Origin of the sequence: Solwaraspora sp. WMMB335 (assembly GCF_049179075.1) — a bacterium.
Taxonomy (GTDB): Bacteria; Actinomycetota; Actinomycetes; order Mycobacteriales; family Micromonosporaceae; genus Micromonospora_E.
On the sequence record NZ_JBMHMF010000001.1, the window covers coordinates 5158897 to 5173152 of the forward strand.

The following is a 14256-nucleotide window of genomic DNA, read 5'->3' on the forward strand; positions in this document are numbered from 1 at the left end:
CGGCCGGTGCGGTATTCAGGGTGCGTCCAGGGGTAAACCCCATCCCGAACGGTGCGGGCGGTTTCTACGCTGATCGGGTGACTCTCATCGCAACCGATGCGCTGACCAAGACGTACGGCGGGCGGGTGACGGCGTTGGCCGACCTGACCGTCGACGTCGAGCCGGGCATCGTCGGCCTGATCGGCGCCAACGGTGCCGGCAAGTCGACCCTGATCAAGATTCTGCTGGGCCTGCTGGCGCCGACCAGCGGGCGGGCCCGGGTGCTGGGCCTGGACCCCACCACCGACGCTGCGGCGGTCCGCGCCCGGGTCGGGTACATGCCGGAGAACGACTGCCTGCCACCTGATCTGAGCGCCGCCGAGTTCGTCACCCACCTCGGGCGGATCAGCGGCCTGCCGCGCACCGCCGCCCGGGAACGGGCCTCCGAGGCGCTGCGTCACGTCGGGTTGTACGAGGAGCGCTACCGCCAGATCGGCGGCTACTCCACCGGCATGAAACAGCGGGTGAAACTGGCCCAGGCACTGGTGCACGACCCGGACCTGCTGCTGCTCGACGAGCCGACCAACGGCCTCGACCCGGCCGGGCGCGACGCCATGTTGGCCCTGATCCACCGGATCGGCACCGAGTTCGGTATCTCGGTGGTGGTCTGCTCGCACCTGCTGGGTGAGGTCGAACGGATCTGCGACTCGCTGATCGCCATCGACGGCGGCCGGCTGCTGCGCTCGGCCCAGCTGTCCGACATGACCACCACCAGCGACGTGCTCGCCATCGAGGTGAGCGAGGGCACCGAACAACTCGCCGCCCGGCTGGTCGCCGACCAACTGCCGGTCCGTCAGGAGGGCCGGCTGCTGCTGGTGCCGGTAGCCGCGCCAACCGGCGCCGGCAGCGACGTCGGCTCTGGTACCGACGTCGGCTCCGACGTGCATGACCGGATCCTCGCCGCAGTCGTCGAGTTGGACCTGCCGCTGCACCGGCTCGACCAGCGCCGCCACCGGGTCGCCGAACTGTTCGCACCGACCCAGCCGCAGGAGGGGGACACCCGTGTCGACGCTTGAGCAGACTCCCATCGGCGCTCCCGGCGGTGCCGCGCCCGCCGGAGTGATCCACGACATCGGGTACCAGCGCTACACCGGCCCCCGACTCAGCCGCCGGCACGTCGTCGGCGCACTGTACGGGCACAGCCTGCGTACCGCCTTCGGGCTGGGCCGCAGTGCCAAGGCGAAGATCTTCCCCTGGTTCATCGTCGGGGTCGTGGTGGTGGTCGCCGCCGCGCTCGTGGCCATCCGCGCCCAGATCGGCCAGGTGGTCCTCGGCTACGCGCAGTTCGCCGACACGATGAGCTGGCTGGTGATCTTCTTCGTCGCGGTGGTGGCGCCCGAACTGGTCTCCCGGGATCTCGGCAGCGGAGTGCTGCCGTTGTACTTCTCCCGGCCGTTGCGGATCGCCGACTACCCGCTGGCCAAGTTCGCCGCCCTGGCCACCGCGGTGTTCCTGCTGCTCGGTGCCCCGCAGGTGGTGATGTTCCTCGGTGGGGCGTTCACCACGGACGCCGGCTGGAGCGGGGTGTGGAACGAATTCACCGATCTGCTGCCCGGACTGGGGTACGCGCTGCTGTGGGCGGTGGTGTTCGGTGGCATCGGCCTGGTCGTCGCGGCCATCACCGGCAAGCGTGCCTTCGCCGCCGGCGGGATCGTCGCGGTCTTTCTGATGACCACCCCGATCGTCGGCGTGCTGTCGGTGCTGCCGTCCACCACGGCCAACCAGCTCGCCGGGCTGGCCGCCCCGTCCAGCCTGGTGCAGGGCACCGGGATCTGGCTGTTTCGCGACGCGTTGGTCACCAATCAGGAGGGCGGCATGGGCATCGGCGACTTCGGACCGGTGTACGCGCTGGTCACCGTCGGACTGATCGCCGGCTGCACCGCTGTCCTGCTCGCCCGCTACCGGAAGGCGGCCCGCCAATGACCTCCGCCACGCCCGGCGTCACCGCCGAAACCAACGCTGCCGCCCAGACCGCCGTCGACGCGCAGGCCGGGCAGGCGGCGTCGGCCGCCCGCACCGACCGTGGCCCGGCCGCCTCCGGCGCGGGTGAAGTCGGCAGCACGCTGGACCTGACCGGCGTGTCCCGCTGGTACGGCAACGTCGTCGCGGTCAACGACATCACCATGCGTCTCGGCGCCGGGGTCACCGGCCTGCTCGGCCCCAACGGCGCCGGCAAGACCACGCTGCTGCACATGATGGCCGGCTTCCTCGCCCCGTCCCGGGGCACTGTCACCGTCGACGGCGCGCCGACCTGGCGCAATCCCGCCGTATACCGCAGGCTCGGCCTGGTCAGCGAACGGGAGGCGGTGCACGGTTTCCTCACCGCCCGCGAGTTCGTGCTGGCCAGCGCCCGGCTGCACCGGCTGCCCGACCCGGCGGCGGCCGCCCGGCGGGCGCTGGAACTGGTCGAGATGACCCCGGCGCAGGACCGGCGGATCGGCACCTACTCCAAAGGCATGCGCCAGCGGACCCGGGTCGCCGCGGCGCTCGTCCACGACCCGGCGGTGCTGCTGCTCGACGAGCCGTTCAACGGCATGGACCCGCGCCAGCGGATGCACATGATGACCCTGCTGCACTCCCTCGGCGACGCCGGCCGGACGATCCTGTTCAGCTCGCACATTCTGGAGGAGGTCGAGCAGGTTTCCGGCACCGTGCAGGTGATGGTCGCCGGGCGGCTGGCCGCCTCCGGCGACTTCCGGACCATCCGGCGGCTGATGACCAACCGGCCGCACGTGTTCGCGGTGCAGTCCAGCGACGACCGGGCACTCGCGGTGGCGCTGCTGCGCCACGAGTCGGTGACCGGCGTCGACCTGGTCGTCGGCGGTGGGCTGACCGTCCGGGCCGGTGACTACGGCAGCTTCACCCGGGCCCTGCCCCGGATCGCGCTCGCCGAGAAGATCCGGGTGCACCGCCTGCTGCCCTCGGACGAATCCCTGGAGAGCGTCTTCTCCTACCTCGTGGAGGCATGAGCCGTGAACTCGACCATCATGTGGATCACCGCGCGCGGGTTGTTCGGCCGGCGGCGTTTCCTGTTCCTGCTGCCGCTTCCGGCGCTGGTGATCGTGCTCGCGGTGCTGGCCCGCTGGATGGGAGTGTCGCCGCACAACTGGGCGCAACCGGTGCTGATCGGGCTGGGCCTGGCGGTGGTGCTGCCGGTGATCGCGCTGATCGTCGGCACCGGGGTGCTCGGTTCCGAGATCGACGACGGCACGATCGTGCACATCCTCAGCAAGCCGCTGCCCCGCTGGCAGATCGTGCTGCCGAAGCTCGCCGTCGCGGTCGGTGTGACCGCGCTCACCGTGGCGGTGCCGCTGTACGTCGCCGGCGTGCTGGCCGAGTCGGTGCGCCTCGGCCTGGCCCTGGTCGTGGCGGGCGCCGCCGGCGCGCTGGCGTACTCGGCGTTCTTCCTGGCCCTGAGCCTGCTCACCCGCCGGCCGGTGCTGCTCGGCCTGGTCTACGTACTGGTCTGGGAAGGGCTGCTGGGCAATTTCGTGTCCGGCACCCGGGTGTTGTCGGTGCAGCAGTACGTGATCACGTTCGCCGACCGGATCGCCGCCACCACGCTCTTCGACGGTCAGGTCTCGGTGACCGTGTCGGCGATCATGACGGTGGTGATCGCGCTCGTGTTCACCGTGCTCGCCGTCGACCGGCTCCGGTCGTTCAGCGTGGCCGGCGAGACCAGCTGACCCGACGGGGGGATCCGCGCCGGCCGGCCAGTCTCCCCACTGGCCGGCCGGCGTCACCGCGCTTCGTGGCCGGCCGGCGTCCGGTGCGGCCTACCCCGTGTTACGCATACCGGCGGCGATGCCGTTGACCGTGGTCAGCAGGGCCCGCTCCAGGGCGGTGTTGTCGCTCGGCGCCCGTCGGGCCCCAGGGGCGGTGGCCACGGTCCGCGAAACCGCTCCCGAGTCGCGGTACTGCCGCAGCAACGCCACCTGCAGGTGATGCAGGGGCTCCAGGTAGGTGTCCCGGACCGCCAGAGTGCGCTGCAGGACGTTGTTGTTCTGCAGCAGGCTGGACGAGCCGGTGATCGCCAGCACCTCATGCACCGTCCGCTCGTACTCGTCGGAGATCTTGATGAAGATCGGCTGCAGCGGACCCGGCACCAGTGTCTCCACGTAGCGTCGCGCGATGCCCAGGTCGGTCTTTGTCAGCATCATCTCGACGTTCGACAGGAACGTGCGGAAGAAGTGCCACTGCCCGTACATCTCGGTGAGCACGTTCGACAGGCCCGCCTCGCGGGCGGCGGCCAGCCCCGAGCCGACCCCGAACCAGCCGGGCACGATCTGCCGCGACTGGGTCCAGCCGAACACCCATGGGATGGCCCGCAGCCCGCCCAGCCCGGCGCCGGTGTTCGGCCGCTTGGCCGGGCGGGAGCCGATGTTCAACGCGCCGAGCAACTCGGTCGGGGTGGCCGCCCAGAAGTACTCCGGCAGGTCCGGGTCCTCGACCAGCGAGCGGTAGCAGCGGTACGCCGAGTCGGAGACCACGTCCATCGCCGCGTCCCAGTTCTCCAGCAGCTCCAACGGCTGACGAGGCGCGGTGTGCAGCAGCGTGGCCTGCAGCACCGCGGCCACGGTCAGCTCCAGGTTCTCCCGGGCCAGGGCGGGGATCGTGTACTTGTCGGAGATCACCTCGCCCTGCTCGGTCACCTTGATCGCGCCGTCGAGGGTGCCGTACGGCTGGGCCAGGATCGCCTCGTGCGTCGGCCCGCCGCCCCGGCCGACGGTGCCGCCCCGGCCGTGGAACAGCCGCAGCCGTACGCCGTGGCGGGCCGCCACGTCACGCAGTGCCCGTTGCGCCCGGTGGATCTTCCACTGGCTGGTGGTGATGCCGGCCTCCTTGTTCGAGTCGGAGTAGCCCAGCATCACCTCCTGCACGTCGCCGCGCGCTGCCACGATCGCCCGGTACGCCGGCAGCGACAGCAGCTCGTCCAGCAGGTCACCGCCGGCGTCCAGCTCGGCCGGGGTCTCCAGCAGCGGCACGAAGCCGATCCGGGCCTGACCGGTGTGCACGTCGACCAGCCCGGCCTCGCGGGCCAGCACCACCGCCGCCAGCACGTCGTCGCTGCCCAGCGTCATCGAGATGATGTACGACTCGACGACCTCCGGGCCGAAGCGCTGCTGCGCCTCCCGGATCGTGGCGAACACGGTGAACGTCTTGCGCGCCGACTCGGTCAACGGGGTGTCCATGCTGGACAACGGGCGCCGGCCGCTCAGCTCGTCGGCGAGCAGCTTCGTGCGGTCCGTCCTGGACAACCCGGCGTAGTCGGGCACCTCGCCGACCCGGGCGTACATCTGGGCCAGCACCGCGTGGTGCGCCTCGGCGTGCTCGCGCACGTCCAGCGTCGCCAGGTGCAGGCCGAACGCCGACACCGTGCGGATCGCCGAGGCGAGCTTGCCGATCGCGGTCAGCTGGCCCGAGTTGCGGGCCAGCGACGCCCGCATCAGCTCCAGATCGCCCAGCAGCTCGTCCGAGCCCCGGTAGTCGCGGCCGGACACGTGCGCGGTGCCCCGGTTGAGCCGCAGTCGGGTGTTCGCCAGCTTCGCCTTCACGCACCGCGCCTTCAGTCGGTACGGTTCCTCGGCGTTGGTACGGCGGAACCGCGCCGCCACCTCCGGCAGCGCGTCGAGGTCCTTGGCCAGGCTGGCGGACAGGTCCAGCGAGACGCCGCGCAGCCGCCGGGACACCGACACCTCGTTGATCAGGGCATCCATCGCCGCCTCGGTGGCCTGGATGCCGTGTTCGTGCTGGATCAGCAGCACGTCGCGGGTGACCGCCGGGGTCACGTACGGATTGCCGTCGCGGTCGCCGCCGATCCAGCTGCCGAAGGTCAGCGGTCGCGAGGTCGGCGAGGTTTCCACGCCCAACCTGCGCAGCGTGTCGGCGAGGTCGTCGAGCACCTGCGGGGCGGCGTCGGCGTAGAGGTCACGCAGGTAGTAGATTGCGTTGCGGGCCTCGTCGGTCGGGTCCGGGCGGTCCAGCCGCAACTCGTCGGTCTGCCAGAGCAGATCCAGCAGCTCCGCCAGCCGGCGGGTGCTCGACGAGGTGTGCTCGCTGGCACCGTACAGCACCGCCTCGGCCATCTCCACGTCCAGTTCGTCGGCGACCGCCCGCAGCTTCGACAGGATCGACCGGCGGGCCGCCTCTGTCGGGTGTGCGGTGAAGACCGGGCGTACCGCGAGGCGCCGGGCCGCAGCGGCGATCTCCTCGGCCGGCACCCCGCGTTCGGCGATCAGCCCGGCCGCCTTGTCCAGCCAGCCGCCCTGGGTGGCCCGCTGTCGGCGCAGGTCCCGGGCCCGGTGCACCTGCTCGGTGATGTTCGCCAGATGAAAGTAGGTGGAGAAGGCACGGGCCAGCTTCGTACCCGTGGTCACGTCCATCGCCGCGAGCCGCGCGGCGGCCGACTCGGCGTCGCTGCGCACCTGGGCACGGATCTCCTCGACCAGATCGAGCAGGGGCTGGCCCTCCTGCCGGGCCAGGGTCTGCCCGAGCAGGGTGCCGAGCCGGCGGATGTCCGCTCGCAACGCCGCGTCCGGGCCGTCCAGGTGCTGCCCGCCAGCGGGCGAAACGTCGGCGTACGTCGGGTTTGCGGACAGCTCGGTCACTGGACGCTCCTCACGCGAGTTACGAGGGACGACGCTGTCCGACAACCCGATGCTATCGGCGACACCACCCCGCCCGGGGAAACTGGTGAGTCTTGTCTCAACCTTCGGCGTACCGTGCCTGAATGTCCTCTTCCGTCCCGCGTTGGCCGGTCGGGCGTCGGTCGGTCAGGCGTCCGTCGGGGAAGCTGACGCCTCCGCAATCAATGTGAGCGCTATCGTTGTCACCGAGTGGATTTGACAACAACCACGCTCACATTGATCTTGACGTCAGCGGCGCTCCGCGATGGCTTCCCGGACCGATCGGACGAGTTGGGCGCTTTTCCGGATAACGTCATCGGCGGTGAAGCGCAACGTCAGCCAGCCGGCGGCCCGCAGCGCGTTGTACCGGCTGATGTCGCGGCGAAACGTGGCACGCTCCCGGTGATGGTCGCCCTCGTACTCGATCGCGATCCGCCACCGCGGGTAGGCAAGATCGACCCGGGCGATGAACCGACCCGCCGTCAGGCGCACGTCGTACTGCGCTGTCGGGCGGGGCAGCCCGGCGTCGTGCAGCAGCAGCCGTAGCTGGGACTCCATCGGTGACTCGGCCCGTGGCTCGGCGAGCCCGATGAGCTCGCGCAGTTGCGGCGTGCCCCGCGTACGGGGGTGGGCGTCCAGGTAGCGGGTGAGAGCTTCGACGCGCAGCAGGCGGCGGTGCAGCATGGCGTCAAGCGCGGCGAGCGCGTCGGCGCGGGGCAGCAGCCGGCCCAGGTCGAACGCGGTACGCACCTCGACGGTCAGCGGTACGCCGCCGAAGAGTGTCGTGATGTCGGGCGGGTCGAGTGCGTGGTGGCGCACGGCGATGCGGTGGTGGGGTCGAGGCCGGGCCGTCCGGGGCAGGGTGACGTGTACCGGGCCACCGCCTCGGGGGAGCAGGTCGACACCCCACAGGAACGCGGCGCTCAGTCCGCTGACCGCACCGCCGACCGGCAACCTCACCGCCACCGCCTCGCACCACATCCGGTGGTCGTCGGCGTCGAACACCGCCGCCTGTACGTAGACGTCGCGAAGCAGCCGCCGCCATGCGGTGCCGCGCAGCATCTCCCAGGTGATCAGGCCGGCCGCGACCGCATGGCTGCCGCAGAACGGGGCCGACCTCAGCTCACGCGGAATCCTGGCGGCGTGGGACATCGGCAGAGCCTGCCCGAGGCCGAACGCCGACCGCAGCCCCGGTGGCCGGTTACGTCACCGATCCGACTGTTCCCGCACGGCGCACCTCATCCCACGGCGACTGCCCGGCGACGCGGCAAACCCGTACCGGTGGGCCGCCTGACCTCGGCGGAGCGGGCGGGGCGGATAGGCTGGTAGGCCTGACCCCCCGCCCGGACCGGGCGCGGGGTTGTCGTCGCGTGTGCGCCCCAAGCGTGCACCGCCGCACAGCAAGGCGTATCCCACCGCGAAGGTTGTGACCATGACCGCTCTCGCCGGCCTGCTCAGCGCCGCTCTCGCCGATCCCGCCCTGGCGCGGGTGCGTGACCTCGCCCGCGTCGCCACCCGCGACTGCGACGGGCTGGACGTCACCGCGCCACCGGCGCTGCGTCCGTTCACCGTCGCGGCGGTGGCCGGCGGGGCGCAGGCCGGCGGGGCGGGGCGGCCGGTGCTGGCGGTCACCGCGACCAGCCGGGAGGCCGACGACCTGGCAGCCGCCCTCGGCGACCTGCTGCCGGCCGGGCAGGTGGCGGTCTTCCCCAGCTGGGAGACGCTGCCGCACGAGCGGCTGTCGCCCCGCTCGGACACCGTCGGGCGGCGGCTGGAGGTGCTGCGTCGGCTCGCCCATCCACAGGCCGAGTCGGCGCACGGAGTCACCGGTGCGCTGCGGGTGGTCGTGGCGCCGGTCCGGTCCGTCCTGCAGCCGCAGCTCAAAGGGCTCGGTGACCTGGCGCCGGTGCTGCTGACGCCGGGTGGTGAGGCGAGCCCGCAGGAGGTCGTCGACCGGCTGATCGGGATGGCGTACGCCCGGGTCGACCTGGTCACCAAGCGCGGCGAGTTCGCGGTCCGCGGCGGCATCCTGGACGTGTTCCCGCCGACCGACGAGCACCCGTCCCGGGTCGAGTTCTGGGGCGACGACGTCGAGGAGATCCGTACCTTCGCCGTCGCCGACCAGCGCACCATCGAAGCCGTCGAGCGGCTGTGGGCGCCACCGTGCCGCGAACTGCTGCTCACCGAACCGGTCCGCCAGCGGGCCGCCGAACTGGCCGAGCGTCACCCCGAGCTGGGCGAGATCCTCGACAAGCTGGCCGAGGGCATCCCGGTCGAGGGCATGGAGTCCCTGGCCCCGGCGCTGCTCGACGGCACCGACAGTATGGAACTGCTGCTGCACTGCATGCCGGCAGGGACCCACGTCCTGCTGTGCGACCCGGAGCGGATCCGCACCCGGGCGCACGATCTGGTCCGTACCTCGGCGGAGTTTCTGGAGGCCAGCTGGGCGGCGGCCGCCGTCGGTGGCCAGGCCCCGATCGACCTGGGCGCGGCCGCCTTCCGCACCCTGGCCGACGTGCGCGCGGTGGCCGCCACGCTGGACCAGGCATGGTGGACGCTGTCGCCGTTCGGCCTGGCCGAAGCCGACGCGGACACCGCAGGCGCAGCAGCAGGCGCGCAGCCCTGGGAGGACGCGCCCGCCCCGGTGAGCGTCACCCCGGACGCCGGGGACGCGGTCGTGCTGGCCGCCGTGCCGACCCCGCTCTACCACGGCGAGACCGCCCGGGTCGTCGACGACCTGAAACGCTGGACCGGTGACGGCTGGGCGGTGGTGCTGGTCTTCGAGGGGCACGGGCCCGCGCAGCGGTCGGTCGCCGTACTGCGCGAAGCCGGTCTCGGCGCGACACTTACCGAAACGGTCCCGGCGGCGCCGACGCCGGGCCAGCTGATCGTCGCCTGCGGCAGCATCGGCAACGGGTTCATCGCCGAACGGGCGAGGTTCGCGCTGGTCACCGGCAACGACATCAGCGGCGGCCGGGGATCGTCCACCAAGGACATGCGTAAGCTGCCGAGCCGGCGGCGCAACACCATCGACCCGCTGGAGCTGCGCGCCGGCGACCACGTGGTGCACGAGCAGCACGGCATCGGCCGCTATGTCGAGCTGGTGCAGCGCAAGGTCAACGGTGCCGACCGGGAGTACCTGGTCATCGAGTACGCGCCGGCCAAGCGCGGCCAGCCCGGCGACCGGCTGTTCGTGCCGACCGACCAGCTGGACCAGCTGAGCCGCTACGTCGGCGGCGAGCAGCCGACACTGCACAAGATGGGCGGCTCGGAGTGGCAGAAGGCCAAGGCCCGTGCCCGCAAGGCGGTCCGGGAGATCGCCGCCCAGCTGATCCAGCTGTACGCGGCCCGCAAGGCGGCCAAGGGGCACGCGTTCGGCCCGGACACCCCGTGGCAGCGGGAGTTGGAGGACGCCTTCCCCTACACCGAGACCCCTGACCAGATGGCGGCGATCGACGAGGTCAAGGGCGACATGCAGCAGTCGACCCCGATGGACCGGCTGATCTGCGGCGACGTCGGCTACGGCAAGACCGAGATCGCGGTACGGGCGGCGTTCAAGGCGGTGCAGGACGGTAAGCAGGTGGCGGTGCTGGTGCCGACGACCCTGCTGGCCCAGCAGCACTACAACACCTTCGCCGAGCGGATGGCGCAGTTCCCGGTGCAGATCCGGCAACTGTCGCGGTTCCAGACCCCGAAGGAGGCCGAGCAGACCTTGACCATGGCCGCCGACGGCACCGCCGACATCGTCATCGGCACCCACCGGCTGCTGCAGTCGGCGACCCGGTTCAAGGCGCTGGGGCTGGTCGTCGTCGACGAGGAGCAGCGCTTCGGGGTGGAACACAAGGAGCACCTGAAGTCGCTGCGTACCTCGGTGGACGTGCTGACCATGTCGGCCACGCCGATCCCGCGCACCCTGGAGATGGCGATCACCGGCATCCGGGAGATGTCGACCATCGCCACCCCGCCGGAGGAGCGGCACCCGGTGCTGACCGCTGTCGGGGCGTACGACGACAAGCAGGTCGCCGCCGCGATCCACCGCGAGTTGCTCCGCGACGGCCAGGTGTTCTACCTGCACAACCGGGTCGAGTCGATCGACCGGGCGGCCCGGCGGCTGCGGGAGCTGGTGCCCGAGGCGCGGGTCGCGGTGGCGCACGGCCAGATGGGCGAGGACGCCCTGGAGAAGGTGATGGTCGGCTTCTGGGAGAAGGAGTACGACGTCCTGGTCTGCACCACGATCGTGGAGTCGGGCATCGACATCCCGAACGCGAACACGCTGATCGTGGAGCGGGCCGACCTGCTCGGCCTGGCCCAGCTGCACCAGATCCGGGGCCGGGTGGGCAGGGGCCGGGAACGGGCGTACGCCTACTTCCTCTACCCGCGCGAGAAGCCGCTGACCGAGCACGCCCATGAGCGGCTGGCCACCATCGCCCAGCACACCGAGCTGGGTGCCGGCATGTACGTGGCGATGAAGGACCTGGAGATCCGGGGAGCGGGGAACCTGCTCGGCGGCGAGCAGTCCGGTCACATCGAGGGTGTCGGGTTCGACCTGTACGTGCGGATGGTCGGCGAGGCGGTGCAGAACTTCAAGGGCGAGGCGCCGGACGACGCCGAGGCCGCCGAGGTGAAGGTCGATCTGCCGGTGGACGCGCACCTGCCGCACGACTACATCGGCGTGGAGCGGTTGCGCCTGGAGATGTACCGCAAGCTGGCCGGTGCCCGCGACACCGCCGCCCTACAGGAAGTCGTCGCCGAGATGACCGACCGGTACGGCGAACCGCCGGAGCAGGTGGCCAACCTGGCCGCGGTGGCCAGGTTCCGGCTGCTCGTCAAGGCGTACGGGCTGGCCGACGTGTCGATGCAGGGCAAGCATGTCCGGTTCGCCCCGCTGGTGCTGCCGGACTCGAAGCAGTTGCGGCTCAAGCGCTACCACCCGGACGCGGTGTACAAGGCGACCATCGACCAGGTCAGCGTGCCCCGGCCGACGACGAGGCGGATCGGCGGCGAGCCACTGCGCGATCAGGCGTTGCTGGACTGGTGCGCCCAGCTGCTGCGCGACCTGCTGGGCGACCCGCCCGCCCCGGCGGTGCCGGCCGCTGCCGGGCCCACTGACAGTGCGCGGGCCGGTGCGCCGGCCCGCGCGGGTGCGTGAGAGAGTGTCGTCCATGCAGCGTGTCCGTCGCCTTGCGTCGATCACCGTCATCACCCTGGTCGGGGTCGTCGCGCTCGCCGCCTGCCGGGCACAGCCCGGGGTCGCCGCCTACGTCGGTGACGAGCGGTACACCGAGGAGCAGGTGACCAGCGTCGTCGATGCGATCACCGACGAGGTCGGCGAGGACGGCGCCGAGCGGGTGCCCAGTCGTCAGCAGGTGGTCAGCGCCCTGGTGCTCGCCGACGTCTGCGAGCAGCTGGACGTCTCCGGCGGCAGCGGCGCGCCGCCGATCACCGCCGACCAGTACGCGCAGCAGTTCGGCCTGCCGGTGGACTCGGCGTACGTGCAGGCGTCGGCGCAGGTCTGGACCTGCATCACCAGCTTGCAGACCGGCGAGCAGGTGGCGCCGACCGAGGAGGAGCTGGCCGACCTGGTCCGCCGGGGCAAGGACGCCGGCGTCATCCCGGCCGAGGTGCCGGACGAGGAGGCGGCCGGCCAGCTCGACGGCGAACAGCTGCGCTCCGCGCTGGCCACCCGCGACACGATCGCCGAGGCGGTGGCCGAGCAGGACGTGACGGTCAACCCACGCTACCGGCCGCTGGAGTTCCCGGTGCTCAGCTTCAACAACGACGTGGTCGCGGTGGGCATCCCGCTGGGCGACGGCGACTCGGGCACGGTCACCGAGCGGCAGTGACCGTCGCGGACCAACGCCCTGGGGCCAGGATCGTTTTGCTGGTCACCTCGCCCCGGCTGCCGGCCGGGCTGCTGACCGCCACCGCCTGGGACACCGTACGACGGTATCCGGTCTTCACCGCGCAGGACGGTGAGCTGACCGTGGCGCTACGGTCCGCCGGCGCCACGGTGACCGTGCTGGCGGCGGATCCACCCGATGAGGTGGGGGACGCGCTGATCGCGGCGGCCGTCGGGCACGGGACGGCGGTCTGGCTGGCCGGTCCGGCCGGTGACGAGGATCTGGCCCGCCGGCTCGGGCTGCGGCTGGCCCGCGAGCCGGGTCTGGCCGAGCTGGAGCTGATGTACGGCTCCTGGGATCCGCCGGGTGCCCGGCTGCTGGACGCGGTCGAGGTGCTGGACCGTCTGGTCTCGCCCGGTGGCGACCCGTGGAAGCGTGAGCAGACCCATGGCACTCTGGCGCGGTATCTGCTGGAAGAGTGCTACGAGGCGTACGACGCGATCCTCGCCGGTGATCTTGATGCGCTGCGTGACGAGTTGGGCGATGTGCTGCTGCAGGTGGTGCTGCACGCCCGGCTCGCCGAGGAACTGCCCGAGGACGAGCGCTGGACCGTCGACGACGTGGCCGGTGGCCTGGTCGCGAAGATGATCCGCCGCAACCCGCACGTCTTTGCCGACGTGCAGGTCACGGGGGTAGAGGAGATCGTCGACAACTGGGAGCGGATCAAGGCTGCCGAACGGGCGGCGTCGGCCGCTGCCGGCGGCTCCGGGACACCATCGGTGATGGACGGCATCGTGCTCGCCCAGCCGGCGCTCAGCCTGGCGGCGAAGATCCTGCAGCGGGCCGGGCGCGCCGGGGTCGACGTACCGCTGCCGGAGCCGGACGCGGCTGCGGAGCCGGCGGCGCGGCTCGGTGCACGCCTGTTCGCCCTGGTCGCGCAGGCCCGCGCCGACGGTCTGGACGCCGAAGAGGCGTTACGCCGCGTCGCGCTCGGCTACGTCGACGCGGTCCGCGCCGCCGCCGGCTGACGACTCCGCCGACCCCGCCGGGTCCGACCGCTCCGGCCGCAGCCGGACGCCGAGCAGTTCCAGGGTGAGGAACGTGGCGACGCCGAAGAAGAGCGCGATGTCGGCGACGTTGCCGATGAACCAGTCGAAGTACGCGATGAAGTCGACGACGTGGCCCTGCCCGAACGACGGCTCGCGGAACATCCGGTCCAGCAGGTGGGTGAACGCCCCGCCGAGCACCAGCCCGAGCGCCACCGCCCAGGCCCGCGACCGGGTCCGCCACGCGAACCAGGCGGTCACGCCGACGCCGACCGCTGCGGCGATGGTGAAGATCCAGGTCGTGTTCCCACCCAGGGAGAACGCCGCTCCCGGGTTGTAGATCAGCTGGATGCCGAGTGCGTCGCCGAGCAGCGGCGTGCGCTCGCCCCGGGTCAGCGTCGCCTCCGCCCACATCTTCGTCAGCTGGTCGACGACGAGCACCGTGGCGGCGATGCCGAAGGCGAGCCATGGCGAGCGGCGGGTCCAACGCTGCCGCCGGGGTACGGCCGCATCGCCCCCGCTGGTAGGCGTGGCCACGCCGTCGCTGCCGTCGCTCGTCGGCATGCGGTCGTCGGTCGGTACGGGTGAGGTCTCGCCGGTGCCGGCCTGCTCGCTCATGATCGGTGATTCTCCCACCGCTTTCTGGCAACCCTCAGCCGGAGCCGTCCGCCGGGCCACCCGTCACGGCCCGGTGACGGTGAGCGG

10 protein-coding genes are annotated in these 14256 nt (G+C 71.7%); 7 read left to right on the top strand and 3 right to left on the bottom strand.

Translation table 11 applies throughout. From position 1 onward, the window contains the following. The first annotated feature begins 77 nt into the window (after positions 1 to 77). Genes ACN27F_RS22470 through ACN27F_RS22485 form a run of 4 tightly spaced genes read left to right on the top strand, consistent with a single transcriptional unit; the run spans position 78 to position 3725 of the window. Positions 78 to 1055 carry an ABC transporter ATP-binding protein gene (locus ACN27F_RS22470; protein WP_421436536.1) on the top strand — a complete coding sequence of 326 codons (978 nt, stop codon included), beginning with the start codon at positions 78 to 80 and terminating at the stop codon, positions 1053 to 1055. Then, positions 1042 to 1962 (top strand): ABC transporter permease, encoded by a 921-nt coding sequence (locus ACN27F_RS22475; RefSeq protein WP_421436538.1) that lies wholly within the window; start codon positions 1042 to 1044, stop codon positions 1960 to 1962. The genes ACN27F_RS22470 and ACN27F_RS22475 overlap by 14 nt, the downstream gene beginning before the upstream one ends. After that, positions 1959 to 3008, top strand: coding sequence for an ABC transporter ATP-binding protein (locus ACN27F_RS22480; RefSeq protein WP_421436540.1), 1050 nt, complete (start codon positions 1959 to 1961; stop codon positions 3006 to 3008). Before ACN27F_RS22475 ends, ACN27F_RS22480 begins: the two co-directional genes overlap by 4 nt. A gap of 18 nt (positions 3009 to 3026) precedes the next feature. After that, positions 3027 to 3725 (top strand): ABC transporter permease subunit, encoded by a 699-nt coding sequence (locus ACN27F_RS22485; RefSeq protein WP_421440400.1) that lies wholly within the window; start codon positions 3027 to 3029, stop codon positions 3723 to 3725. 90 nt (positions 3726 to 3815) lie between these two features. Here ACN27F_RS22485 and ppc read toward each other — a convergent pair whose 3' ends face one another. Together ppc and ACN27F_RS22495 are read right to left on the bottom strand one after the other, a co-directional pair. Continuing rightward, positions 3816 to 6587, bottom strand: a complete 2772-nt coding sequence (gene ppc, locus ACN27F_RS22490) for a phosphoenolpyruvate carboxylase (protein ID WP_421440401.1) — start codon at positions 6585 to 6587, stop codon at positions 3816 to 3818. Positions 6588 to 6914: 327 nt separating this feature from the next. Beyond that, the gene (locus ACN27F_RS22495) at positions 6915 to 7817 is read right to left on the bottom strand and encodes a DUF559 domain-containing protein (protein ID WP_421436542.1); all 903 of its coding nucleotides are present in this window, start codon (positions 7815 to 7817) and stop codon (positions 6915 to 6917) included. Positions 7818 to 8097: 280 nt separating this feature from the next. Between ACN27F_RS22495 and mfd the strand changes: the two genes are divergently transcribed. From mfd to ACN27F_RS22510, 3 genes are read left to right on the top strand one after another with little or no spacing between them, the layout of a single operon-like run. Then, entirely contained in the window at positions 8098 to 11814 is a 3717-nt protein-coding gene (gene mfd / locus ACN27F_RS22500) for a transcription-repair coupling factor (RefSeq protein ID WP_421436544.1), read from the top strand. A 13-nt stretch (positions 11815 to 11827) separates the two neighbouring features. After that, the gene (locus ACN27F_RS22505) at positions 11828 to 12508 is read left to right on the top strand and encodes a hypothetical protein (RefSeq protein WP_421436545.1); all 681 of its coding nucleotides are present in this window, start codon (positions 11828 to 11830) and stop codon (positions 12506 to 12508) included. After that, on the top strand, positions 12505 to 13533 hold the full coding sequence (locus ACN27F_RS22510) for a MazG family protein (protein ID WP_421436547.1): 1029 nt from the start codon (positions 12505 to 12507) through the stop codon (positions 13531 to 13533). The genes ACN27F_RS22505 and ACN27F_RS22510 overlap by 4 nt, the downstream gene beginning before the upstream one ends. Here ACN27F_RS22510 and ACN27F_RS22515 read toward each other — a convergent pair. After that, the gene (locus ACN27F_RS22515; RefSeq protein WP_421436549.1) at positions 13480 to 14169 is read right to left on the bottom strand and encodes a signal peptidase II; all 690 of its coding nucleotides are present in this window, start codon (positions 14167 to 14169) and stop codon (positions 13480 to 13482) included. The two genes, ACN27F_RS22510 and ACN27F_RS22515, sit on opposite strands and share 54 nt — an antisense overlap. Positions 14170 to 14256 lie beyond the last annotated feature (87 nt).

Bases quoted from the DNA above. Each gene is read 5' to 3' on its own strand.
- mfd (WP_421436544.1), top strand. From the start codon at position 8,098: ATGACCGCTCTCGCCGGCCTGCTCAGCGCCGCTCTCGCCGATCCCGCC.
- ACN27F_RS22485 (WP_421440400.1), top strand. From the start codon at position 3,027: ATGTGGATCACCGCGCGCGGGTTGTTCGGCCGGCGGCGTTTCCTGTTC.
- ACN27F_RS22515 (WP_421436549.1), bottom strand. From the start codon at position 14,169: ATGAGCGAGCAGGCCGGCACCGGCGAGACCTCACCCGTACCGACCGAC.
- ACN27F_RS22495 (WP_421436542.1), bottom strand. From the start codon at position 7,817: ATGTCCCACGCCGCCAGGATTCCGCGTGAGCTGAGGTCGGCCCCGTTC.
- ACN27F_RS22480 (WP_421436540.1), top strand. From the start codon at position 1,959: ATGACCTCCGCCACGCCCGGCGTCACCGCCGAAACCAACGCTGCCGCC.
- ACN27F_RS22505 (WP_421436545.1), top strand. From the start codon at position 11,828: ATGCAGCGTGTCCGTCGCCTTGCGTCGATCACCGTCATCACCCTGGTC.